A 23,149-nucleotide genomic window follows, 5' to 3' on the forward strand; every position below is an offset into this window, starting at 1 on the left:
GCGAAAAATCGCCCTTTAAAAGCGCACTAAGCATTCGCCTGTTCTTTTTTCGGCGGTGCCTGTTTTACTTTATAAGCAATGATAGAAGCTTCTCTCTTGGTAAACTCTTTCCCATCCTCAAGTACTTTGAAGTCCCGATAATTCAAGGAACCGTTTATTTCCAGTCTAGCTCCCTTCTCATACGCTTTAGCTTCTTCGATCAGCGCAGGACTGAATAGGATGACATCGTGCCAGATCGTAGCTTTGTCTTTCCATTCTTCGGTCTCCTTGTCTTTGTAGGAATCAGCTGTTGCCAAACGCAAAATTGCGAAGGTTTTGCTTTCACTCTCGATCACTTTTGTTTCCGCTCCTAAGAAGCCGATTAGTTTTACTGTATTGTTATTTGCCATGATTATTCTCCTTTGTTTAGGATTGATAAAATATCTTGCTTTTGGCATCAAGCAAGAAAAACTTTAAACGGGTAGCTCTACCCAGCTGTGAGCATCCATGAGCGCTTGCAGACTGTCGAAATCTTCTGTCTCATCGCCTTTGTAATTACCCCAGAAACCGCACTTGCCTGTTTCCTCATCTTCGTAATAATGTACGGTGATGTTGGGGCGGTAGTAATAGCCACCTTCCTTTTTTAGATATTTTTCAAATTCCTTAATCTGCATTTTCTTCCTCGTTCAATTCTATTATTGTTTTAAAACTCCATCCGCACAATGCGATTAAGAAGTCATCAATTTTACCATCCTTATAGGCTTGGAATAGGTATTTCTCCTGTCTGTGACGGTTCTCATCATCGTTTTCCATTTGCCTTTGTATTGTATCTATTAGGGTGATTCGTTCCATGTTCTCTCCTCCATTAATATTCACTTGGTAAAATCAGTACTTGGTCAACTAGCCAAAGTTCTATTTGTGGCAGTGGAAAATCCGTGAATGGAATTCTGAACTCCTTGAGCTGATTACTATTTCCATCTTCGACTTTGATTGATGCAGACTCATCAGCATTGACCAAAAGTTTCCAGACTTGAAATTCCTCTCCATCCAGCGCAGGAACTTCACAGTAAGAAAAGATGAAATCTATTAACCAATATGCTCCCGCCTCCGTTGCCAGATATTTGATACCATCCGTATATCGATGTTCGGGAAATAATGGGTTGAAATAATATTTCTCTGTTCCTGAAAACTGCTCCAATGCTGCTTTCAATTCGTTTGTATATATTTTACTCATTTGGACTTCTCCTACTTGTTGTTAAAGGGTTATAGCATTTGCGCTATACCCTTCTGCCTCGTGGCCGAACAGTAGGGTAGCAACAGCAAAGAAAAATCGGTGAGAGTGGTGCGGGCAGAGAGCCATCGGCTCACCACACGGTCGTAGCCTATTTTTATTGCTAGGCGCGAGGGTGAAACCCTTAGTAAGAAATCTTAATTTTTAACTACTTATACTGCTGATTATCTAGACTTTGTCGTAGCTTTGGATGCTGTTTACCAGCCAAATAGCTCATGTTTAGCCTTAAAAGCTCTGCTAGGAAATTAGAGCCTTCCAATCATTCTTCCTCTTCTACTTTGAGAATTATTTCTGAAGATAATTCACCACGTCCTTCAGGCTGGTTGCCGATCCTGTTATTGATTCTTATAGCTTTGGGAAGCCTGCATGTGGGGCGAAAGTATTATATGTCACAAAAAGACCTTCCCCCGGGATTAGTGGTGAATCCAGAAGGAGATATGGCTTTATCCTCTAAGCGAGAAGCAAAGCTTGCTAAAGAGTTAGAAGAAATCGATAATGCTGTCCAATATGCGCTAGTAGCTACAAAGGATGGTGTTTACCCCTGCTACGCTTGTCCTTCTGCCCAGAAAGTCATATTTTTATACAAAGGAAACGTTTGGAAGTATGGTGTTACCAGAAAAGAAGAATCTGAGCGTTATCCCAATGGAAACTATGGAGCAGAGAACTTGTTATTCTTACCACTGTTCTGGGGAACGTACGGAGAATGCCTCAAGCAGGAGAAAATAATGATTTATAATTATCCGTTTTTGCCAGAAGCAAAGGAGCGGGACATAATAATATTACGACCACCAGGGAATAAATATGATAGCTAAAGAAGAACATTTACTAACATTGGAAGCACAAGCTAAAGACCAGCAGATATTTATCTCTGGCCGCATTTGGCATGAGCTATACCCCAAAGTAGATCCCGGTCTTTTTTTGAAAGTATTAGGACAAAAAATTGACCTGAAAAAATACGGTGATGGCATCGTCAAATTCTACTTCACTTTCGTAGTTATAGAAAAACTAACCCGTAATTTTTCCGGCTGGGTAGGAAGTGACTATTTTCCCAAAAGAGCCAGTGTAGACATTGGAATACGAGTGCCTTATGAGGAGATCGTAGCTGCTGATGAAGCAACGGTTATCAGGCTAATGGAAAAAGCCCTCCTGGAAGGAATTGATACGATTGCTGCGCACGAGCGCAAATTTGTAGCACCCTTCGACTACAAAGCCTTCAAAGCTGACGTAGAGGCCATTTTCGCAGAAGAGAACTGGTATAAAACGGAAGATACTCCGGCTTAGGGATAGGAACGAGCCGTTGAAAACGGCATCCCTCGGATCACCGTCGTGGATAGCCTGCCCGACGCTATTCTAAGCGGCGGAAGCCCCAATTTAGATATGCTATTGAAAAGAAAAAATTAGCCCTTTCTAGCTTGTAGATACTGATTATAGTCTTTGAATTCTTGATAAAGGTGATTTTGTGGTTTCACCCCCTGCCCTAATTCCTCTTTGAAGAACGTGGTCGTTTTCTCACCAGACTGGTCATTGTCAAAGAAGGTATAAATATGCTCGTAATTAGATTGCTTGATAAAATCAATGGCTCTCCGTCTCATATTCACCATATTAAGAACAATCACATCCACGGGAAGTACGGGCACTTTTTTAAGTGTTAGCACAGTCAGGAAATCCATAAAGCCTTCAAATACAGCAACGCTATTCTTCTCTGATCCCGGAATGTAGGAAATGTCTTTTGCAGTATTCCTGTCCTCGGCATTAGGCGATTTAAGAATGCCTTTGAAAAATTTATCTCTACACTCGTAATCTCCAGATTCATTCTCAAAACCAAGCGTTTGATAAGTCTTACCCGTTTTCTTATTGGTGTAAGAAATATGCTTGAGGTATTTTAGGGCCAACTGATAATCAATACTCCGCTCCCCTGCTAAATAACCAATCAAGGATTTATCCCAAACTTGCTCCCTCACCTTAGTGACTTCAAGATTATTCTCTGCGGGTGCTGCCCCTAATTCTTTTTGGGATAAGGAAATGTCCTGGAATAATGGAAGCTTGTTTACTTTACTCCAAAGCACCCCCTGCCCTTTATGGGGAAAGAGATTGCGTAGAATCTGTAATGCTTCACTGACGGTTACATTCTCGTGGAGTTGTAAAAAGCCAATGACATTACCGTTACCCTGTACGTCTCCACGACCAAAGTCATTCCATATCCACTTTCCTCCTAAATAGGACGTATGAAAGCTTGGCTCTTTTTCGTAGCGAAAAGGGGAATTATACCAATATTCATAACCATGTTTTGTGACACTTACCGGATCGTGACCAAAGGCACTTAAAAGATCGGGTAAAGAAATATTTTCCTTCGCCCATTGGGCATTGTAGCTGATAATTGGAGACATGAAGACCTCTTAAATAGATAGCACGATTTCGTGCTATCGTGTTAGGAAGATTACTTGTTTTCTTGTTTTACTAGATACGCTTCAAAGCAGTTAACCAGTAATTCTGACATGGTTACGTCGTTATTCACGGCATAATTTTTAAACCGTTTTCGGAAAGAATTCGGTACCTTAAAATTAAGCGGTCTGATTTCTTCCTTGGGTGCTTTAGGAGCTTGGATATTTGAGTTTTCCTCGCTTTTCTCTACAATAGTGAGGTTGTTACTGGCTTCTTCTTCCGCTGGTGGTGTTCCCTTACGGGCAAGTGACTTATTAGGTTTTTTAAGATTAGCCATAACGAACCTCCTCTTTTGCTAGTTGCTCAATGTGATTGTAAATATTTTGAATAAGTTGATCAGCAATGCGATTGATCGAATCATATTTGGTTTCATTTGCTGCCAAACCACTGTCGGAACATTGCCCAATGGAGGTCTTTTCTGCAATCAAGCCCAAAAAGGTATAACCCGTTGCTTTGATATATTCCTCTGCGGCTTCCAGTTCATTTTTACTACCACCTACCCGACTTAAGCACATGCCTATTCTCTGTCTGGCTATTCCTTTTTTCTTGAGTTCATGTGCCAATTTAACCTGAGGTTCCAAATCATCAGCGGTGACACCAGTAGGTAAGATGATGAAGTCGCACACCTTTGCGATTTCCAAGGTTTGTACATCCGCCTGCCCTGCACCATCAAAAATGATCAGGTCATACTGACTGTCATTTTTCAAAGCATCTTTTACCGATGAAAATGGTTCTACGGCAATTTTGGGAGTAAAACCATTATCCATTCGTTTACGGTTCCAAATCGTTGAGGTAGATTGTTTCAAATCCATATCCGCAATTTTAACTTCCCAATCATTACGGGAATATTCAACGGCTAATGCTCTGGTGAGGGTAGATTTTCCGACTCCTCCCTTCTGCGATAAAACGCCTATTTTCATCTCACTCCTTCTATTGGTTCAAGTACAATTAGCTTACATGGCTCCCTAGTAAGAGGAAAGAAAAAACGATAGAAAGATGGGTGAAAAAGAAGCTTTTGTGTTAGCACGATGCAATAAAATCACGATAGGATATTTTCGTGCTTTCTGGCTAGGAAGGTTTCTGGCTTATCAACTAGACGTAAATATTTCTAGCACGAAATAGAGAAAGCAAGAAAACCAATAAGCACGCTTTCTTGCTATAAGGAACCAGGTTCTACAATTAGGAATGTTCTGTTAACGATGAGCTGACCCTGGAATTTTTTCTTTTTTATCTTTCAATAGCTCAAACATAAAAACCGATTCGCGTTAGCGAATTACTTATAGGTTATTTGAAATACAAAAAATCACCAAGCCCTCTAGTGTTAATCACTTCGTTATAATAGTGTTAGTGTAGTGTTACGGGGCTTAGAAACGGGCTGCAAGCCTAGTAAACCTTAGCTTTGACGAAAGTAGCGGTTCCTAAAACTGCGTACGAAAGTTCCTAAAGTTCCGAACGAAGGTTCCTGAAATTGCGTACGAAAGTTCCTGAAACTGCGAACGTCTTTGGTGGAATTCTAAAGGGAAGGGGAGGGCTGAAAAACACTTCTTGCTTAGCGGTTCCTGAAACTGCGAAAAAAAGGCTTGTCAGCACTGAAAATGCTGCTATTCTGGTTCCTGAAATTGCGAAGAGGAGGGAATGCAAAGCGTATTATTTGACCCAAAAGAAAACTTACCCTTATTACCGGATCGACATCCGACCAAGGATTTCTTCATCGCTGACATCTTCGATAATCTGCCTTTCAAAGACGATATGGCTTCTATGAGTCATCCGATCTTTAGTCTTTCAAAGAAGAAGGACTTACGTAATCTGGTGTACGAAAATGGCACAGCCAGTGTAATCATCAAACCCAATACCGATGGTCTGCCAACGATATTTGATAAAGACGTTCTGCTGTATTGTGGCTCTTTACTGATGGAGCAAATTAATAAAGGGGTTCTACCACCTAAAACCTTGCGTATTTCCAGCCACGATTTACTGGTAGCCACTAATCGACCAACCAACGGGAATGGTTACGAACTACTAAAGAATGCCTTAGATCGCTTGAAAGGCGTTAGCATCAAAACCAACATCAAGACCAATAAGCGAGAGATTACCAAAGCCTTTGGACTGATCGATAGCTACGAGATTATAGAAAGCAGTAAGGTCAAAAACCGTATGGTAAGATTGGAGGTCACGCTGTCGGATTGGTTCTATAATTCCATTTTGGGTAAAGAAGTGCTCACCATCAATCGAGACTATTTTCGGCTGGGCAAAGCCTTGGAACGCAGGCTCTACGAAATAGCCCGTAAACATTGTGGCAGAAGTAGTGATTGGAAAATCAGTTTGGAAAAACTCAAAGAGAAAACGGGATCAACCTCAACGCTCAAGAAATTCCGTTTCTTCATCCGGCAGATAGAGAAAAACAACCACTTACCCGATTACTTCATTCGCCTGATAGAGAATGATATGGTGCACTTCAAGGCCAGAAAAGAAACAGTTGATATTTTTGATCTACCGACGATCAGCCCTGAAACCATCGGAAAAGCGCGTAGTATCACCCAACAGGCGAGTACGGGCTGGGACTTTAATGATCTACACTCGCAATTCTCAAAAGCTCTCCTGGATGGCTTTAAGCCCAATAATGTGAATGGGGCTTTTATTTCTTTTGTGAAGAAGAAGGTCGCTCACTCACCGCAATAACTAGCGGTCAATCTCAAACCCTTTATCCTTATCATCCTTACTTCGATCACGAGTAGGGCGGGGGATAGAGCGAGAAGCATCCCTCAGTTTAGAGATCGTCTTACTTTGCGTGCGCTCTTTAGCATATTGCTGACTACCCGCTACAAAGCCTTGAAAGAATTCATCCTCGATACTCTCCACGGCGGTATTCAACTGCTGCGCCAACTCGGGTTGGTGTTTCTCGATAATGTATCCGGCATTGAAGCCTTCTGCTATTGGGTCAGTATTAGCCATGTTTACTGATTTGAACGCTTTTCAATAAAAGCAACGATGGAGGATTTTTTGTACAAGTACTTCTTACCAGTTACCACACTGAATATTATCTCACCCGTATCGCGGTATTTCTGAAAAGTGGTCTTTGACGCAATATCCAGAATACCCATCGCTTCCTTTTCGTTGATCCAGTCATCGGCAGGATCGTCCTTAAGCTCTATGGCCAATTGCTTGACTAGCGACTTGAGGGCCTCGGATTCTAGGCAGATGATGTTGATGTTGTTACTTAATTCTGGCACATTCTGAGTTATGATTCCAAAGATAATACATAGGAACTATTTCTTCGATCAAGATGTATGTTATTGAAAATACAGTTATGTCTCGCAATCAAGAAGATTTATGCTTACTCTGCAAAGCTAACAAGGCTACTAAGACAAATTCTCATATCATCCCTAAGTTTATGTCTTCAAGTTTTCTTGGAGGTAAATCTAACAAAAAGGGGTTCATAATAAGTTCTACAAAAGAAGGTAAGATAACAATACAGGATTCACCTAAAGAAGATTATATTCTATGTCCAGAGTGTGAAGAATACTTCAGTGTATTAGAAGGATTAGTAGCAGATTCTATTAAAAGTATTCATCCTAATGATCAGAATGCTCCTGTCCCCGAAGTTGGTGCAGTAACATTGATTAATATTCCTCCAGTTTTAACTCATCTTTTCTTCTACTCAATTTTTTGGAGAGCCTCTATCTCAGGACTGCCGGTTTTTCAAAATTATAATTTTTCAGGAGAGTTGGAAGAAGCACTTCGTGTGGAGTTAGAAAAATTTAGAGCAACTAGTAGGCAAGAGCTTAATGAAAAATTGCAAGATAATTTTCTCACCAGTTTTTTTCCGTATGGGGTGTTCACGACGAATCAGTTTTCAGATGATACTAAGAATCTAATCATTGCCATTGGTACATCACCTATGTATTCATTTGTTGCTGATAAGTTTGCTTTTGTTATTTATGATGACCTAGCTCAAATACCTGCTGATAGACAGATATTGTTCAATATATCGCCCGGTGAGCAGAACATACAAATAATTCCTCCTTCAGTCTGGGAGGATGTGATAATAAAGAATAACCTAGCCCTTGTAGCAGATATTAGAAAGCAAATAAATACTCAGAAGGAAAAACTTCAAACACTTGCAAAAACACTCTCGGAGCTTTCGCCTCAAGAATCTAAAGAGTTAAGAACCTTACTAGAAGAGAAATATGATGTCTAAGTAAATTTTTCTTGAAGAGATATTAGGCTTCCAATAACAGAAAAAGGCCAGACTCATTGCCGAGTCTGACCTATTTTCCTAACTTTACCAAGCTTAAAACGTCAACGCAAACGACAACTCTCCAAAATAATTGGGCGTAAGTTGTTGATTTTCAAGGTCAACGTTTCTTTGATAGTGATCCCAGCAGGATGTGAATTGTGTTTTTAATAGTATTGATAATCAGTCGATTATAAGGATTTTAATTTTTTCTTTAGGGGGATTTTAGAAGTTTTAAAAAATTATTCCTCTTCCTCTCCAACATTCCGTTGTTTTTTGCCTTCGCTCGTCTTTTTGTACTTATTGAATAGACGTAGCAACACCACCAACCGGGATGTATTCTTTTCACTTTGATCAGACGCACGCTGACGCAGCCTACGCACCTGTGCGTCGGAGAGGTTCTTCATGAGGGACAACTGGTTTTCTCTTAGTATAAAATTCGGGAGGACAATATAAAACAATAAGTTTTTTAATATGATGAATTTTTGATTTTTTAACACAAAAAAGTTTAATTTATTGCTTTAGCAGGCTTAGGAAGTGACTTGACTACTGTTGAATTGGTAGCCAATGGCTCAAAAGACAAGGACTTTTCTGTGGGTGATGGGGGGGCTGCAAAATATTTAGAGAGGGCTTGAATTGCGCCATATAATAGGTGAAGAACGAAGCTATCGGCTTCCTGATTATCGCAGACGAGGAGATGTGGACGGTTGGGGAGGGGATGGTTTAGAATCAATACTAGAGTAAGCTTATCAAATTGCAGGCTAGTGACTATACCTACTGGTCAGCAATTAAATTTTATGTGGGTTGATTTCATTTTGAGGAGTGTAAAAAACACATCTCAAACATTTTTGTATTTCTCTCGTATAATGATATAGTAGCTTTATTTTGCAAAGCAGCTTTTCATCTAACAGAAAGCATTCAATGCTGTACGCATTTTTTCGTTTCTGTTAGTCATATACAGTATCTCTCAAAAACACTTCTTAGAAAGACCCAAATGGCTGATCAAGAAAACTTCTTTTTAGCTAATATCAACCCAATATGCTTAGGGGTAATTCTCTTGGTAGGCATATTAGTTTTGATATTCAGTAAAAGCCGACGTATCCTCAATTCTTTACCGGGGTTTAGTACAAGTATCGGGGTACTAGGCACTTTCTTAGTCTTGTATTTCTATTTATCATCAGAAGACTTAAACCTAGAAAAGATAAAGGATGTAAATGCTCTAGTACAGAATCTGGCTGCGGCATTCTCTACTTCTATTATTGGAATTATTGGTAGTGTTATATTCTCATTTTTGGTAAAAGGAAAACTAGACTGGCTGGAAAAACAGAACAACTGGGACCAGCATCCTGCTGCTTTATTAAAAGATCTTATAGAGAAAACATCTAGCAATCAAGAGCATATTCTTACACTTGCTAAATCAGTAGACAGCTTAACCAGTAACTTAGTAAGCGATCTCGCTACGGTATTCGAAAAGGTAGAAAAAAACATTGGACAAACGCTAATTGCACTCAACAATCAGGCGAAAGACATGTATTCTGAGGAAATGAAAAACACTACCCAAGAAATGCTAGCTGGCTACAGTCAAAAGGTAGACGACACTTCCAAAGAGTTAATAATTCACCTCCAAAATAAGACTAAGTTACTAGAGCAAAGTTTCGCCAGCTTAGAGTCGATGCAGGGGAGAGCTGCTACAATGTTAGAAGAATCATCATCAAGCTTTCGGGGCGCTGTAGAGCAGTACCAAGCGTTGCAAGAAACAGCTACATCGGTAATTGGAGAAGTAGATCAAAAAAAGCAGCGATTTGATGAGCTTGTGAATAATGTAGAAAGCCTACTGGAAACCATCAACAAGCGGTCGGAAGGAATTATAGCTATGCAACAACAGCTGACCGATATTGGCAATGTTGTGGATCAATTGGATCGACTGAAGCAAGAGTTAAGGAAGGTAAATCAAAACGGCTTATAACATGTTTGGAGGATGGGAAGACAACGGACAAGATAGTAGCTGGATGAGCTATACCGATTTGATGACTGGCCTGCTTATTATCTTCATCATTACGGCACTCTCACTTTCTTTGCTAAAAACCGACGAGGATGTTATTGCCAGTAAATACGAGGAGTTAGTTGATGACTTCAGTGTGCTCTTTGAAGATAACCCCACCATTAGCATTGCGGATAGTGCCAGCATCAGATTTACAATAGGTGATAAAGCCTTTGATGAGAACGAACACAAGCCTACAGAGGCTTTTAGAGAAGTTTTGGACAAGTTTATTCCGGCTTATTATCGACAGCTTCAAGACATCTACGAAAACGGGAGGGATTCATTTGTTATTCAGGAAATTCGAATAGAGGGACATACTGACAGTGTTGGTGAATACATTAACAACTTAGTGATTTCTAGTGCCCGTGCACTTGAAATCCAGAAATACATTGTTCGTCATCCGTTCTTTAAGGATTCGTTAGACAGCAACTTTAAAGCGTTTGCATTAAGAAATTCAATCCCAGTTGGCTATGCCTACACCCGGCCACTGAATTTGCAGGGTGAAACAATTACCAACATGCAAAAGGAGGGGTATTCGCCTGAGAAATCTCGTAGGGTAGAATTCAGGGTTCTCATAGATTATCTAGAAAAATGATAGTACGAAATATTAAGGAATATCGGGACGCACTAATCCCTGGGAAAGAAATTACTTGCCTCGGAGATAAAGCAGGCGATCCTTTACTAACTGATTTTACGAAGAGCACTTTTTCGGATTATCTAAGAGACTTGTATGATTTTGCAACCATACCAACGTATCAGGTATTTTTTGAAATGCTGCAAAATGCTGATGATGAAGATGCCACTCATGTCTACATTTATTTCACTAATCAAGGGTTTCTTGTTATCAATAATGGAGCCCCATTTGAAACCAACTTTGGTAAAGACCGGCAACTACGCTCTTTTCTTACAAAAGGACAGGGTGGTAAATCGGATGATAGCAGTAAAACAGGAGAGAAAAGTAGAGGGTCTAAGCTTTTATACGACCTGTTCTTAGATGAGTACAATAGCGAATTTAAAGACAATAGGTCTACCAAGGAACGTATTTACGAAAAGCTGATTGAAAAGCAAGAAGGCCTTTTTCTATTCAGCTGGTCCGATTTATCACAATTAGAAAAACTAAGGACTGGTACTTCCCCCCCTGAATTTACAGGTAACTTTCAGGATACTTCTATTCCTTTATTAACCAAAATTCTATTTAGTTACTATCCGGCTTTTTTAAATGAGGAGAAATATACAGTTGCTGGTGAAAATAGATGTCTATTTTCTGATGAAGAACTAGATCGACTAAGGGCATTTCTAAAGCAAGCCTTTCCTACGGATACATCACTACTGACTTTTCAAAGAGGAGCCTTACTTTTTCTGCCACTTGGTAAGGGAAAGGAAAATATATTGGCTTCTAAGGTCGAGGAATCAGTAGGTAAAGAAATACCAAATTCATTTCCCTTCCTTAAGTCCTTACAACAAGTACAAATAAATGGAAATATTTACAATAGAAGCACTAGAAAGGAATACAAGGAGGTTCATTCTATTCTTTTCATATATGCAAATTTCAGACTCCTTCTCCCTCATAAAAAGACAAGTAATTACGTTAACTTCTACATTAACTTTCCTATCTCACAGACTAACTTGGGTCTTAAATTTCTAATCAATAGCCGGGAGTTTGAAGTTGATGGTGGACGGCAGCGGTTGGATATTGATGTTGCCAAAAACAAAGGCACGTTAGAAACTATTAGTGAGGTTATTTGCCAGTGGATTAGGGAGGCTGAACTTACCGAACTCAGGAACTTCCTTGTTGCTCTGATTCACACAAATAAGGATGGGGAAGTACACCGACAATCGTTCTACAAAGAGCATTACTACGAGCATTTTAGAATTGCGCTTCAGCAGCGAATTCCTACTGCTAACGGGATGTTTGCCTCACGAGAGAAGGTGAAATTTCTACACTCGGAGTTAGAGGTGCGCCCCAAAGACTTAGGGATAGATGGAATTCACTGGCTGGATCAAGAACTTTCTGACTACAGAGAACTAATTACGGCCTTCTTAGAAATCGAAACCTGGAAAATTAACGATTTACTAAAGGCAGCAGATCGAGAAAAAACAAACCAGTGGGTATCAAATCTTACCTCAAAAAGCTACTCGCTATTTCTAAAGGAAGTTGATGGATTGGCATTAGAAGAAGCAATGCTAAAAGAGATGCCCCTATTTCGTTTCCCGAACAATAAAGTATACAGTTGGTCAGAAATCGAAGCATCTCCTAACTTAATCTGGTTAGACGATAGGGTTACTGAATTATCAAATGTTCTGGACCACTATAAAACTATCTCCTACAGTTCTGAGCACAGGTGTTTTCCACCAGGAATGCTCGGTGAATTCAAGGAGTGGAATACACCAGCATTTTTATACGATCGGATTGAACCTGTTCTTGGCAGTAAAGACCTTTCTCGCTATGACAAGTGGTCAATCTGGAGTATTCTAAAGGATCAACTAAGCTTATCCAATGAGTTTTTAAGAAATCAACTACTACTATTCTCTGATCAGGGTGGAACCCAAAGGGCACTAGCGGAACTTGTCAAGGAACCAGAAGATACTTTCCCTAGTGGCTTACTTAAACACAGAAAACTTTCTCCTCAGGAATATCAAGCGTCGTTAAAACCTTTTCTAAATCAAAAGGAGGAACATTGGCAGCTAGTTCTTGATTCTTGGCCAGCAATAGAGCAGACCATAAGTGCTGCTCCTAATACTTACGCTCAATTTATAGGGGATCTCAGGAGTTGTTATAACAACAGTAAAGAAAAGGTACAACTGGAAGATGACGTTAATTGGATCGTCAACAGCCATGGGGAATTAATAAACACAGCGGAGTGCTTCCTCCCTGCTTTGCCTAAGGGATTCTCCGCTGAACAATACTCTTCTTTAGTCGATATAATTGAGCGAGTTAGTGATCTTCAGTTACCTGGCTACAGTATTCTCTCAGCATTACATGATACTCCTTTTTCTTCCTTGACTATAGGTAACTGGCCTCTACTTCGTGAGAGTTGGTCCGGTGAAAACCATCAAATAAATGAAGAGGAAATTAGGCTATTAAAAGGGCTTAGTGATGCACTTTTTGATTTTTTTATTTTGAGTCAAGATTCACGCGGAATTCATATCAGACTCAAAGAAAAAAAAGAGTACCAATATTACACAGAAGATGAGTGGGTACAGACAGCGTTACAAGACTCAGATACCTTCTTTTTACTACCTTCAAGCTTGTTACCTATTCTGTCTGGAGATACAAGCTTAGTCCTAAAAACAAACGGCTTGCCGAATAGGCTGGTAGAAAAACATGGCAAAGACCACAAGTTTGTACGTTTAGTAGCTCAGTCCAATGATCCAACGTTAATCAAAAAATATCTGCACGGTATTCCTACTATAGAACTCAACTCTAAAGACGAGCGAGAAAGTCTCAGTCAAGAAGTAGAAGGGGAATTGATAAAATTGCTTAATCGGGCAATTCAGGAGACAACCATCGGACTGGTACGAGATGTGGCATTAAGCAAAATCCAACTGGACGGAATCAGGATCAAAGATTATACTTACAGTCCGACCATCACAGTTTCGGATAAAGAAAGAGAATTTGTTAGGGAATTTCCGCTTGCTAAAATCATCCCAAGCCTAGCGGATAAAACAGAAGCTATGGACCGAATTAAGTCCAAGCTAAGAGGGGTATTGGGTAATTTATTTCAAACTGAACAATATAAACCTGAAAAGGCTTATCAATTTGTTCAATACTTAACTGCGCTTGATTCACCCGAACAAATTGCTTTCGCAGTTGCTCAGGCTTATGCTAAAGATTGGGCATCCGGTCCTCATTTTTCTCCTGAACTTATAGCATCAATAAATGAGCAAGAACGACTAAACGCATTTTACCAATATGATTTAAAGAACTTAGATAAGTACAAGGTATTGGGAGAGGTGGTATTGAAAGCCCTTGTACCAATAGGCTTTCCGTCATACCTAAGGCTAGAAAAAGAAGTATGTCCTGATTGGATATTAGCCTTTTTGAACGAAAAGCCAGAAGATAAAGAGAAACGTCTTGCATTTTTAGAAAGCAATGGCTTACCTGGGAGAAACAGTGCCATCGCTGAAACTAGATGGCGCCTGGAAAAACAAGAGTATTGCACGAAAGATACTATTGAAGAGGCAAACCATTATTTTCCTGAACTCTTACGAAATACTCTACAATGGTATGCTCAAAAAGAAGTATTGCTAGCGCCTGATTCGGATCGTGCAAGAACGCTGAGGTATATCATTGAAACATTGGGAGGAATTTCTAAAGCCGCTTATTGTCTGGTTTACCAATCTGATTTCAGTAAATTGAAGCTGATAAGATTGAACACGGAGGAGGTCTTTGCTGCTTACGAAGGTCGTATTCGTTTGGATGAGCAATTGGTGTGGATGGAAGTTGGAACACTACTTGCCAGAAAGTTACTGTGGGAGCGTCAAGCTATTTCTGGAAAGGATAATATCCCCATCATAAAACTGAACAGTGAATATGACGAAACTAGTGACTATGATCCTGAAGAATGGATCGCTCTGTTTTACCAAAATTGGAAAGAAAAAGTAGATACAAACTTTCAAATCTTCACCAGTGAACAAAAAATATCGCTCGCTTATAGTTATCAGGTCGGCAATGGAGTCTGGCAATCAATTGGAACTTCTGATCAAAGACAATGCTATCGCAGAGAAATAACGAATGATAGTGAAACAAGCGTTCAGCTTTACGTACACATAGATGGGGAGGAAAGTGTACTGGAGCGTTTATTCGAAAACAGGGAAGAGCTTTTTCAACCAGGAGAGGCAGATTACTTAACCCAATTACAGGCGTTTGCGCTCCGGCAGGCACAGCTGCCAGCAGGTGGTAGTTCCAACGCTTTACCTGAAGGCCCTACGGGAGAGGCCCTAACTGGCCCAACCATTTCTGGTGCAACTGATCAGGAAGTAGAAAAAATACAAGACAACCTTACCTCTGTCAATAAAATCCTTAGCCAGCTCACCAAAGAAGACTTGGAGGCTTTGGCTAAAGATCCTAGTTTGTTGAAGGATATTGCTGATCAAGAAAATGACCAGGCTACTCCCAATCAAATCATCGGGTATATTGGAGAATGCTTGATCTACCATTACCTACATAAAATCCAGCGAGGTCGTAATATTCAATGGACGGCCATTGGGCAAGATCCTACTCCTTACTACGATATTACGCTGGATTTTAACGGGAAACTCTTCCAAGTTGATGTCAAAACCACGATAAAGCCGATTCAAGACCTCAATGAATCAGCAGCCTTCTATATCAAGCGCTCCCAATTGAATCATATGAAGAATGAACAACCTGAAAATTATTGGATTGTCAGGATTAGCTTGAAGGATTTAGGCTTAGACGGCCTGTATTCACAAGAATTAAAGCATCTCACTTCTGTGTACTCCAAGGAGGAAATCATTGAAAAAAATCGGATGCTCATCGAGGAAAGGATCAAGGAATTCTTGAGTATAGAGGATAATATTAGTCTTATCAAGAGGAAGCAATTAGCTTTTAAAGTGGCTAGACCTGGAAAAACAGAGCAAACGCCTTTTGAGTAATAATATTGAGCAACATTTAACTTGTTGATGATTTAGAATATGCTAAAACTAACTTTGAAGATGCCTGCCAAGGCGAGTATGATTCTTTCCTAGATTATGCTACCCAAACATTTGATGAAATTTACGCACACTTGATTCCGGAAAGCTTACGCATTTATATTGACTACGCTGCATTTGCCCGCGACCTTGACGCTGAGGGTTACCTTATCGAAAGTGGGTATGTCTTCCGTCCTGTATAGGGGGGATTCATTATATAGATAATTTAGAAAATAGAAAAACTAATTCAGTATTTCAATGTCACCATAATTCCGAGATATAAAGCCTGTTTGTCCTGTTTCCACATCTCTTATCCTTACCCATTTATCACCTTCTTTTTCCAAGAAGACTACTCTACGACTTGGACGAAGTGTGAGAACAAATGTCTCATTATCAATTCGTTGGCATTCGCTGCTCAATTGATTAGTTCGACCGCATTTGTTTCTCTCGAAAACTTCTGCATCTGTCAAAATTCTTTTCCTGAGAGCTAGTGCTTCAATCTTAGTACTTATTTTATATTCTTCCCCCTGCACATATTCAGAAAATCGAGAAGAATCAGCTGCATCATTGGAAATAGAGCTATTCAGATAATGATTGAGAACAATACTTCCCCAAGTACCAATTAATCCAATAATAGCGACTAGAATAGTAATTCTACCATTTGTATTCTTTGTATTCTTTGTATTGCTCGCCATTGTTCTGGTATTTGAAAATCAATTTAGATAAATGTAACTAAAGATAATTTCCCTTGATAATATTGTCCACAAAAACGACCGTTTTCCCGAACAGCATACTCCCAATCTTACTTTTCTACTCCAAGGAGGAAATTATTGAAAACAATCGGACTCTCATAGAGAAAATGATCAAGGAATTCTTGAGTATAGAGGACAATATTAGTCTTATCAAGAGAAAACAATTGGCTTTTAAAGTGGCAAGGCCCGGGAAGTCGGAACAAACCACTTTCGAATAGATCCAGCAGCCCTTACAAATCCACCCCCAACGCATTCAGCTTTAGCGAGTTCATCTACTTCAGTAAAAGAGGCAAGTCATCTTTTCCCTCGTAATTATGATTGTTTTATTTAGTACCTAGATATTTAGAACCTATTATTAGCTGACATTTATTAACTTTCAGCGGAATCATACTCGATATTTTTTAAGTACGCAATTCTGCTGCGTAGTACAAATTTATCTTTGTACCCATAACAAGATCATTACGGATTTATGAACAATAGCAAGTTGGAAGGTTCTGAAATTGCAGACGAGACCCTGAGCAAAGTATGGTCTCTCCTAGCATCCCTAGAAAATGGAGGATACTCACGGAATAGTTTTCCGCTTGTGTTACTTTTAGTTTCGCTCCACAAGGATGATCACCTATCTTATTCTCCTTCTTTATCCAATATGTCTTTGGGAGAATATCTAAGTTACTGTATTGAGCGTATACCAAGCGTTGATGCCCAACACTATCAGCAAATTTATGAGGTCCTCGTAGCAAAAGTAAAACAGAAGAGTAACGGGGAACTATCAACTGCACTTGCTACCGTAAAATCTATTGATCAGGAGAGCCTCCGTCAGCACTTCCCATACATCTTTGAAGAACTCCTTCATCAGTATAGTAAAGCACAAGGTAGAATAGGTGGTGAGTCGCTATATCCTTCGGAGTTAAGTCGTTTGCTAGTTGCTTTAGCTAAGCCGGTAAAAAAAGCCAAAATATACAACCCCTTTGCCGGTCAGGCCTCCTACGCTGTCTATTTGGAGGCGGAACAGGAATATTTTGGTCAAGAAAAAAATATCGAAACTTGGGCATTGGGGCTATTGAGATTAATGGCGCACAATCGAATTGAAAAGACTTCATACAAATGCGAAGACTCCATACTTGAATGGCCTGACTCGCAAGAAAAATATGATTTCGTTTTTAGTGCCCCTCCATTTAGAGTAAGGCTAAAGCATCAATACGGAGAACAAATTGGTGACATACGTCGTATTGAAGAATTCTTAATCGCTAAAACGCTGCCGTCCTTAAATAGCCATGGGAAGCTACTGGCATTACTACCACAAGGGTTTCTGTATTCCGGAGGATCTCGCGGGAAAAATTTGCGTGCCCAACTCATAGACGATGACCTTCTTGAAATGATTATTTCGTTACCCGCAGGGCTATTACATAATACGGGGATTCGCACAGCAGTGCTGGTATTAAACAAAGCAAAGAAGGCTCCTGGTTTATTTCGCTTTGTGCAGGCAGATGAATACGTTGTTTCAACAGGTCCTCAAGACAAAGTTCTTGATAATATAGCACTCCTTACTATTATCGAAAATGATCGAGAATCTGATAATATCCGGATAATATCGAAGGGCGAAATTCAAGATCAGGACTATAACCTGAATGTTTCGAGGTATTTTGTTAAAGAACATTCTGGTGTAGAACTCGAAAAAATCCTTACTTCAATCAAAGGAGAGCGCAAGAACCTCCCGAAAAAAGGAAAGTATGTTCGCATCCGAGACTTGAGTGATGATCCATTATCTTTTCAGCTTAATGTTGATAATATTGAGGTCAGTGAGCTAAAACCACATACAGCAGCAATCACAGAGTCGTGTTTACTACTCGCCATGCGTTGGAATAAACTCAAACCCACTTATTTTCGCTTTAATGGCACTCCAATCTATTTCTCCAATGATATTGAAGTTTTTAAAATTAACGAATCTGCGGTTAATCCGGCCTTCCTTGTTAATGAACTACACACTGACGAGGTACTAGAACAAGTAGCAGCATATCAAAGTGGCACCTCAGCTGTTGTAAGACTAAACAGAAGGGACCTCTTTCGGATTAAGGTCAAGCTCCCTTCATTTGGAGAGCAGCTTGCAAAAGTTCAAGGTCTCAGAGAATTATCGGATCGCATCAAGACGCTACAAGCGGAACGAAACGCACTCGCCCATGGTAAAGCAATTAGTCAGTTTAATGAATTTGCCTCTCTTAAACATACACTTGGTCGACCACGGCAGAATATACTAGACTGGTCTGATAACCTAATACATTTTTTTACAGAAAATGGTCAAAAAACAGAAGAACTTAATCAAGCGTTTCTAGACTTCTATCAGACCAGTATCACAGCAGCATTAAAAGAAATCAAAAGCGACATAAACTTCATCAGTGAGGTACTCGAGAAAGGAGAGAACGGCCTCGTTTTGAACGAACATCCATTAGGCCTTGTATCTCTTAATGAATTAAACACAATTGTAAGGGCTCAATCCACCAGTGGCTGGAAGTTCAAAATATTTAAGAGTCTGATAGAAGGCGAAAAGCTTAAAGAACGTGGTATCGAAATGAATGAGGTACTATTCAGAGCACTCATAGATAATATCCTAACTAATGCCAACAAGCATGGATTCAAAGAAAAAAGTGATTCAAACGAAGTTCTAATTGAATTGACTGAATTGGATGAAGTTCTCACTTTAGAAATTAAAAACAATGGACAACCATTTCCTTCTAATTTTAATAGAGAAAATTTCATCCAAAAGTACTCAACGGTACACAGCACCATAGGTAGTGGGCTTGGCGGTTATGATATTCACCGAATTGCAGTCTATTTTCAAAACCCCGATTGGAAACTTATCTTAGAAGACCCTATTTTTCCCGTTCAATTTATTTTTCAATTCCCTATTAAACCAATAAAATAATATGGCAGCTACTTTTTTTAAAATCCTTTGGATTGATGATGAACACGAGAAACTTGGCGGCACAATTGGCCGTTTCAAGCGTAACAACATTCAACTTGTCCCTTATAAGTCACTGAATAGCGGCATGAGTGAATTGGAGCGAAATTACTCCGACTATGACGGAGTATTGCTTGATGCTAAGTTCTTCAGATATGACGATGATACCCCGGGCACTGAAGACACTGATGTTGTTTTTCGTGCCAAAGAACGACTTCTTCAGCTACCAAAGAAGTTTGAAATATTCGTACTTACTGGCCAAGCAGAAGCCTATGCGGATGATACTTTTCATAAAAGCTTTCCGAAAGTTTATGAAAAAGGAAAGGACAATGATATAGAAGAGCTCATACAGGACATAACAAAAGCAGCAGCAGAAAGCACAGACACACAGCTCAGACAACTTCATCACAGAGTATTTGAAGTATGTACTGAGCAGTATATTGGCCAACAATCAGCTAGCGACTTATTAGCTTTGATCAAAGCTGCAGATGCGTCTGACACAAAACATTATGTTACTGCTATTCGCAAAATCATAGAGGATTTATTCCGAGCGTTTAATCGACACGGTTTGCTCCCAGACGAATTTGTCATTCCTAAAATAACAATAAATCCGAGTGGGAAGTTTTTAACAGATAAAGGTTATACGTTGCCACATAGTGGTAGAAAGTACAGGTTTAATCACCATGAAAGCACCCGTCTACCTCAAATAATTACACGCTGCTTATGGAGTGTACTTGACATCACCCAAGCTGGCTCACACCGTTCTCCAGTTGATCAACATTTTGATGAAGTTAAAACGCCTTATTTGTTCCAAAGCACACTTTTTCAGCTAATGGAGATCATTGCGTGGTTTAAAATTTATATTGATGGAGGGCCAAAGAAAAACAATTGGGATAAAATTGAGCGGTAACCACTATCTTTTATAAGAGAAAGAGCCTTACCCCCTACAAATCCATCCCCATCCTATTCAACTTCAACCACGTCATCTGCTTGTCGTAGTTGGGGAGGATCTTATCCACCTCATTCCATACAGTGGCGGTCAGATAGATCGGAATATGCAGGACGCTACGACTTCTCATCAATTGCCCAAAGGCTTTACTCAATCAATACCTGGACCATTTGACTCTCTTCTTGCGAAGCAACTTGCAGGAGGTAATTACCTGACACTAGATTGGATACATCAAAAGTGAACTCAGCAACGTTCCNAAGCTTAGTTCCTTTAGCTGATCTAACTAATTGTCCCAAGCTATTGGTTAAGGTCAACTCATACTCACCCGTATGCTCCCCCTCAATTCTTAATTGGACAAGGTTAGTCGCCGGATTTGGAAAAACAGAGATCACGGATTCCTTAACAATGTCATTAGTGGAAACAATTACCACTTCAATTAACTTAGTAATGCTGGTAGTGCCACAAGTACTTGTTGCCGTCAATTCTACCGTGTAAGTTCCACTCGTTTGATAGATGTGTGTGGGTGAAATTTCTGTACTGGTCTGTCCGTCTCCAAAAGTCCACATGTATTCAGGCTCTTCAGTTTCATATTGCGTCTGATTGGTGAATGCTACCATGTCGCCTTGCAGTACTGAAGAAAAATCAGCCATAGGGGCAGATTGTACCGTAATGTACCCCTCTTGTGTAATGGAATTAGTCCCCGCTGTATTACTTACAGTAAGTGACACTGGATAAACACCGGCCTCCTCATAGGTGATGGTCGGATTCGCTGCGCTAGACATTCCCGGAGAGCCTCCAGGGAAGTTCCAAGCGTACGATGTTGGACTACCTGCGGACTGATCAGCAAAGCTCACCGTTAGTGGCCCGCATCCCCCTTGGACATCTGAACTGAAATTTGCTGCTAAGGCCGCATTGAACACAACAGAATAACCATAGGGAAACCGCCAACTATTATCAGTAGGTATACTTCCACACTCCAGGTAAAAGGTACCAGGGCCGACCTGCCGGTTAAAACTAATATTGCTTTCCCCTAAGGCTTGCACCTCTTCCAGTATATTGTAACCGTCGTCAAGTAAAAATAGCGCAAAACCATGCACCGGTATATTAAAAACATCCACTTCCAGGAGTCCGCTTTCTGGGATTTCTAATACATAGTTGTCCCAGTCAATTACGTTATCTGGAGCAGGGATCGGATTATTCAGCGGCTGTATCGTAGAATGGCCGTAGTAAAGTGAATTTAAAGGAATTGGGTAAGCCAGTTCGTAGAATCTCGGTTCGTCTAAACCCTGGATGAGCACCGAATGATTCTCCGTATGGATACTTAGGTGGCCCGTTGTTACGTCAAACCGATCTGCGTTTAAATTGGCCAATGGTGGCTGAGCCAGCAGGTAATTGTTTAAATCCGCCCTAACTTCAGCCACGACACCATCTCCTCCCAAAGGATTTCCTACGCCGACAATGCAAGCATAGTTCACATCAGCCGGTGCTATCTTCTGATTCAACCCGTTAATGTTATCACCAATAGCCCCATTGCAGTTGATGTCATCGTTGTAATAGACCGAAAAGGCACTTTCAAAACCTCCCTCAAGGTATTGTCCCACAAAAGGAAAAGAAGGATACCGCAAATCTCTCACTGCCTCGGAAGACTCATCAATACCAAAAAACAGCCCTAGAGATGCTCCGGTGACGTTACTCCCTCCATTGGGTGTTCCTATGGTCAGCACTTTGGCTACGTGATGATCTCCATCTGGCTGCCAATTATTCGGGTTTTGCAGATACTCTCTAGATGCCAGACCTCCCATACTATGGCCCACTAGAATAACCTTTTCCGCACCTGTCGCGTCAAGGACCTTTTCGACCGCATCGCTAATCGCCCAGCCTTGTTTTACGATGGCTGATTGGTTACTATAGTCATCATTGAATGGGATGCCATCATTACCAACGTACAGATCTCCCTCGGTAGAGACATCAAAATTGACATAGTAGTAATCGCCTACCCCCAGGTTGGAAACGTTGACAAAAGAGGTGATAAAACCATCAGAGGTAAACTGGTTATCATCTGGGTTCAGGCAATAATCCAGTCTACCACCGTAACTCCATCCGTAATACTGTTTTGCCTCGGTCGTAAAATCAAACCAGGTTGTACTTTGACCAGTCAATCCATGCACAAAAATGATAGGATAGGTGGTTTTTTGTGTGCTGATAATAGTGCTGCCAATATTGAAGGTCAAACAGCTTGTGTCATCCGAAGCACAAAAGAGGTTATTTTCATCAGATTCAACTACATCATCAAAAGGATCTATCTCATATGCGATATAATAATCACCGGGAACTAAAGTACTCGGAATGGGACACAGAAAGTCAATATCCTGACTCTCCCCCGGAGCTAACTCTCTTATAGAAACTCTGCCGATGATCTCTTCATCTGTTACTGTTAAATCCTGACTAAAATAAATGAATAGATAATTTGCGGGTGCCGTCTGATTGCCAAAATTGGTTACCTGTGCCTGAACCAAGAATAGCTCACCTCGATCTACTTGATCTGATTGAAACGCTGCTGCTGAGAGTGCTAGATCGGCCTGGCCAAGTAAAAAATTAGCAAATAGAAAGAGTACTGTGAATAGGGGTGTTTTCATTTTTTATTTTATTATTTTTTCAAAGAGGAAATTATTTTAGCGTAACAGTAATAATCGACTGCATCTTGATAATTTTTTGATTAAAAATACCATCCGTCCACTAGAATCAGGCTTTAAAAACACTTAATTTACATTCAAGCATTTTCAACTACTCAGTTATCGCTTCAGTCTTTTGTCTTATAGTATCGGGAATGGATACTGGCGAAGGAGAATAGGT

Annotated in this window: 22 protein-coding genes and 1 pseudogene; 10 read left to right on the forward strand and 13 right to left on the reverse strand. The window is 40.2% G+C overall.

Annotated elements, in window-relative coordinates:
* Positions 1–26: 26 nt before the first annotated feature.
* The 4 genes from A3EU_RS29360 to A3EU_RS0104235 all read right to left on the reverse strand — a co-directional run bounded on the left by A3EU_RS29360 (position 27) and on the right by A3EU_RS0104235 (position 1,213).
* The gene (locus A3EU_RS29360) at positions 27–389 is read right to left on the reverse strand and encodes a single-stranded DNA-binding protein (protein WP_020534878.1); all 363 of its coding nucleotides are present in this window, start codon (positions 387–389) and stop codon (positions 27–29) included.
* A 63-nt stretch (positions 390–452) separates the two neighbouring features.
* A complete protein-coding gene (locus A3EU_RS0104225) occupies positions 453–653 on the reverse strand; it encodes a hypothetical protein (protein WP_020534879.1) in 201 nt (66 codons plus the stop codon).
* Complete coding sequence (locus tag A3EU_RS0104230; protein WP_020534880.1) at positions 643–792, reverse strand: hypothetical protein; 150 nt, start codon at positions 790–792, stop codon at positions 643–645. The genes A3EU_RS0104225 and A3EU_RS0104230 overlap by 11 nt, the downstream gene beginning before the upstream one ends.
* 52 nt (positions 793–844) lie before the next feature.
* The gene (locus A3EU_RS0104235) at positions 845–1,213 is read right to left on the reverse strand and encodes a DUF6876 family protein (protein ID WP_020534881.1); all 369 of its coding nucleotides are present in this window, start codon (positions 1,211–1,213) and stop codon (positions 845–847) included.
* A 272-nt stretch (positions 1,214–1,485) separates the two neighbouring features.
* On the opposite strand from A3EU_RS0104235, the gene A3EU_RS0104240 reads away from it, so the two are divergent.
* Both A3EU_RS0104240 and A3EU_RS0104245 read left to right on the forward strand, forming a co-directional pair.
* Positions 1,486–2,082: a hypothetical protein gene (locus tag A3EU_RS0104240; RefSeq protein WP_020534882.1), complete on the forward strand. Its 597-nt coding sequence runs from the start codon at positions 1,486–1,488 to the stop codon at positions 2,080–2,082.
* Positions 2,072–2,551 (forward strand): hypothetical protein, encoded by a 480-nt coding sequence (locus A3EU_RS0104245; protein WP_020534883.1) that lies wholly within the window; start codon positions 2,072–2,074, stop codon positions 2,549–2,551. Before A3EU_RS0104240 ends, A3EU_RS0104245 begins: the two co-directional genes overlap by 11 nt.
* A 116-nt stretch (positions 2,552–2,667) precedes the next feature.
* On the opposite strand, the gene A3EU_RS0104250 is transcribed toward A3EU_RS0104245, so the two are convergent.
* The 3 genes from A3EU_RS0104250 to A3EU_RS0104260 are packed head-to-tail and all read right to left on the reverse strand — an operon-like array spanning position 2,668 to position 4,632.
* Complete coding sequence (locus A3EU_RS0104250) at positions 2,668–3,657, reverse strand: toprim domain-containing protein (RefSeq protein WP_020534884.1); 990 nt, start codon at positions 3,655–3,657, stop codon at positions 2,668–2,670.
* Positions 3,658–3,707: 50 nt separating this feature from the next.
* Positions 3,708–3,989, reverse strand: a complete 282-nt coding sequence (locus A3EU_RS29365; RefSeq protein ID WP_020534885.1) for a hypothetical protein — start codon at positions 3,987–3,989, stop codon at positions 3,708–3,710.
* Entirely contained in the window at positions 3,982–4,632 is a 651-nt protein-coding gene (locus tag A3EU_RS0104260; protein ID WP_020534886.1) for a ParA family protein, read from the reverse strand. The genes A3EU_RS29365 and A3EU_RS0104260 overlap by 8 nt, the downstream gene beginning before the upstream one ends.
* Positions 4,633–5,347: 715 nt before the next feature.
* On the opposite strand from A3EU_RS0104260, the gene A3EU_RS0104270 reads away from it, so the two are divergent.
* The gene (locus A3EU_RS0104270; protein ID WP_020534888.1) at positions 5,348–6,391 is read left to right on the forward strand and encodes a replication initiator protein A; all 1,044 of its coding nucleotides are present in this window, start codon (positions 5,348–5,350) and stop codon (positions 6,389–6,391) included.
* On the opposite strand, the gene A3EU_RS0104275 is transcribed toward A3EU_RS0104270, so the two are convergent.
* Positions 6,392–6,664 (reverse strand): hypothetical protein, encoded by a 273-nt coding sequence (locus A3EU_RS0104275; protein WP_020534889.1) that lies wholly within the window; start codon positions 6,662–6,664, stop codon positions 6,392–6,394.
* Positions 6,665–6,666: 2 nt separating this feature from the next.
* The gene (locus A3EU_RS0104280; protein WP_020534890.1) at positions 6,667–6,942 is read right to left on the reverse strand and encodes a helix-turn-helix domain-containing protein; all 276 of its coding nucleotides are present in this window, start codon (positions 6,940–6,942) and stop codon (positions 6,667–6,669) included.
* Between the two features lie 77 nt (positions 6,943–7,019).
* On the opposite strand from A3EU_RS0104280, the gene A3EU_RS0104285 reads away from it, so the two are divergent.
* The gene (locus A3EU_RS0104285; protein WP_156825649.1) at positions 7,020–7,910 is read left to right on the forward strand and encodes a hypothetical protein; all 891 of its coding nucleotides are present in this window, start codon (positions 7,020–7,022) and stop codon (positions 7,908–7,910) included.
* Positions 7,911–8,188: 278 nt separating this feature from the next.
* Here A3EU_RS0104285 and A3EU_RS34135 read toward each other — a convergent pair whose 3' ends face one another.
* Positions 8,189–8,353 carry a hypothetical protein gene (locus A3EU_RS34135; protein ID WP_156825650.1) on the reverse strand — a complete coding sequence of 55 codons (165 nt, stop codon included), beginning with the start codon at positions 8,351–8,353 and terminating at the stop codon, positions 8,189–8,191.
* 587 nt (positions 8,354–8,940) lie between these two features.
* On the opposite strand from A3EU_RS34135, the gene A3EU_RS0104295 reads away from it, so the two are divergent.
* From A3EU_RS0104295 to A3EU_RS35450, 4 genes and pseudogenes are all read left to right on the forward strand, one after another.
* Entirely contained in the window at positions 8,941–9,912 is a 972-nt protein-coding gene (locus A3EU_RS0104295) for a hypothetical protein (RefSeq protein WP_020534893.1), read from the forward strand.
* A 1-nt stretch (position 9,913) separates the two neighbouring features.
* Positions 9,914–10,582: an OmpA/MotB family protein gene (locus tag A3EU_RS0104300; RefSeq protein ID WP_020534894.1), complete on the forward strand. Its 669-nt coding sequence runs from the start codon at positions 9,914–9,916 to the stop codon at positions 10,580–10,582.
* A complete protein-coding gene (locus A3EU_RS0104305; RefSeq protein ID WP_020534895.1) occupies positions 10,579–15,603 on the forward strand; it encodes a protein NO VEIN domain-containing protein in 5,025 nt (1,674 codons plus the stop codon). The genes A3EU_RS0104300 and A3EU_RS0104305 overlap by 4 nt, the downstream gene beginning before the upstream one ends.
* 41 nt (positions 15,604–15,644) lie before the next feature.
* A pseudogene (locus A3EU_RS35450) lies at positions 15,645–15,842 on the forward strand (antirestriction protein ArdA); the annotation flags it as partial.
* A 39-nt stretch (positions 15,843–15,881) separates the two neighbouring features.
* Here A3EU_RS35450 and A3EU_RS0104310 read toward each other — a convergent pair.
* Entirely contained in the window at positions 15,882–16,334 is a 453-nt protein-coding gene (locus A3EU_RS0104310) for an SH3 domain-containing protein (protein WP_020534896.1), read from the reverse strand.
* Positions 16,335–16,860: 526 nt separating this feature from the next.
* On the opposite strand from A3EU_RS0104310, the gene A3EU_RS0104320 reads away from it, so the two are divergent.
* Together A3EU_RS0104320 and A3EU_RS0104325 are read left to right on the forward strand one after the other, a co-directional pair.
* On the forward strand, positions 16,861–19,311 hold the full coding sequence (locus tag A3EU_RS0104320; RefSeq protein WP_020534898.1) for an N-6 DNA methylase: 2,451 nt from the start codon (positions 16,861–16,863) through the stop codon (positions 19,309–19,311).
* Position 19,312: 1 nt separating this feature from the next.
* Positions 19,313–20,257: a DNA-binding transcriptional response regulator gene (locus A3EU_RS0104325; RefSeq protein WP_020534899.1), complete on the forward strand. Its 945-nt coding sequence runs from the start codon at positions 19,313–19,315 to the stop codon at positions 20,255–20,257.
* A 34-nt stretch (positions 20,258–20,291) separates the two neighbouring features.
* On the opposite strand, the gene A3EU_RS35225 is transcribed toward A3EU_RS0104325, so the two are convergent.
* Positions 20,292–20,426 carry a hypothetical protein gene (locus A3EU_RS35225; protein WP_281169139.1) on the reverse strand — a complete coding sequence of 45 codons (135 nt, stop codon included), beginning with the start codon at positions 20,424–20,426 and terminating at the stop codon, positions 20,292–20,294.
* Positions 20,427–20,442: 16 nt separating this feature from the next.
* Positions 20,443–22,932, reverse strand: coding sequence for an alpha/beta fold hydrolase (locus A3EU_RS32480; protein WP_020534901.1), 2,490 nt, complete (start codon positions 22,930–22,932; stop codon positions 20,443–20,445).
* Positions 22,933–23,149 lie beyond the last annotated feature (217 nt).

The organism is Lewinella cohaerens DSM 23179 (assembly GCF_000379805.1).
GTDB classification, from domain to species: Bacteria; Bacteroidota; Bacteroidia; order Chitinophagales; family Saprospiraceae; genus Lewinella; species Lewinella cohaerens.

Bases quoted from the DNA above. Each gene is read 5' to 3' on its own strand.
- A3EU_RS29360 (WP_020534878.1), bottom strand. From the start codon at position 389: ATGGCAAATAACAATACAGTAAAACTAATCGGCTTCTTAGGAGCGGAA.
- A3EU_RS0104225 (WP_020534879.1), bottom strand. From the start codon at position 653: ATGCAGATTAAGGAATTTGAAAAATATCTAAAAAAGGAAGGTGGCTAT.
- A3EU_RS0104230 (WP_020534880.1), bottom strand. From the start codon at position 792: ATGGAAAACGATGATGAGAACCGTCACAGACAGGAGAAATACCTATTC.
- A3EU_RS0104235 (WP_020534881.1), bottom strand. From the start codon at position 1,213: ATGAGTAAAATATATACAAACGAATTGAAAGCAGCATTGGAGCAGTTT.
- A3EU_RS0104240 (WP_020534882.1), top strand. From the start codon at position 1,486: ATGTTTAGCCTTAAAAGCTCTGCTAGGAAATTAGAGCCTTCCAATCAT.
- A3EU_RS0104245 (WP_020534883.1), top strand. From the start codon at position 2,072: ATGATAGCTAAAGAAGAACATTTACTAACATTGGAAGCACAAGCTAAA.
- A3EU_RS0104250 (WP_020534884.1), bottom strand. From the start codon at position 3,657: ATGTCTCCAATTATCAGCTACAATGCCCAATGGGCGAAGGAAAATATT.
- A3EU_RS29365 (WP_020534885.1), bottom strand. From the start codon at position 3,989: ATGGCTAATCTTAAAAAACCTAATAAGTCACTTGCCCGTAAGGGAACA.
- A3EU_RS0104260 (WP_020534886.1), bottom strand. From the start codon at position 4,632: ATGAAAATAGGCGTTTTATCGCAGAAGGGAGGAGTCGGAAAATCTACC.
- A3EU_RS0104270 (WP_020534888.1), top strand. From the start codon at position 5,348: ATGCAAAGCGTATTATTTGACCCAAAAGAAAACTTACCCTTATTACCG.
- A3EU_RS0104275 (WP_020534889.1), bottom strand. From the start codon at position 6,664: ATGGCTAATACTGACCCAATAGCAGAAGGCTTCAATGCCGGATACATT.
- A3EU_RS0104285 (WP_156825649.1), top strand. From the start codon at position 7,020: ATGTCTCGCAATCAAGAAGATTTATGCTTACTCTGCAAAGCTAACAAG.
- A3EU_RS34135 (WP_156825650.1), bottom strand. From the start codon at position 8,353: ATGAAGAACCTCTCCGACGCACAGGTGCGTAGGCTGCGTCAGCGTGCG.
- A3EU_RS0104295 (WP_020534893.1), top strand. From the start codon at position 8,941: ATGGCTGATCAAGAAAACTTCTTTTTAGCTAATATCAACCCAATATGC.
- A3EU_RS0104300 (WP_020534894.1), top strand. From the start codon at position 9,914: ATGTTTGGAGGATGGGAAGACAACGGACAAGATAGTAGCTGGATGAGC.
- A3EU_RS0104305 (WP_020534895.1), top strand. From the start codon at position 10,579: ATGATAGTACGAAATATTAAGGAATATCGGGACGCACTAATCCCTGGG.
- A3EU_RS0104310 (WP_020534896.1), bottom strand. From the start codon at position 16,334: ATGGCGAGCAATACAAAGAATACAAAGAATACAAATGGTAGAATTACT.
- A3EU_RS0104320 (WP_020534898.1), top strand. From the start codon at position 16,861: ATGAACAATAGCAAGTTGGAAGGTTCTGAAATTGCAGACGAGACCCTG.
- A3EU_RS0104325 (WP_020534899.1), top strand. From the start codon at position 19,313: ATGGCAGCTACTTTTTTTAAAATCCTTTGGATTGATGATGAACACGAG.
- A3EU_RS35225 (WP_281169139.1), bottom strand. From the start codon at position 20,426: ATGAGAAGTCGTAGCGTCCTGCATATTCCGATCTATCTGACCGCCACT.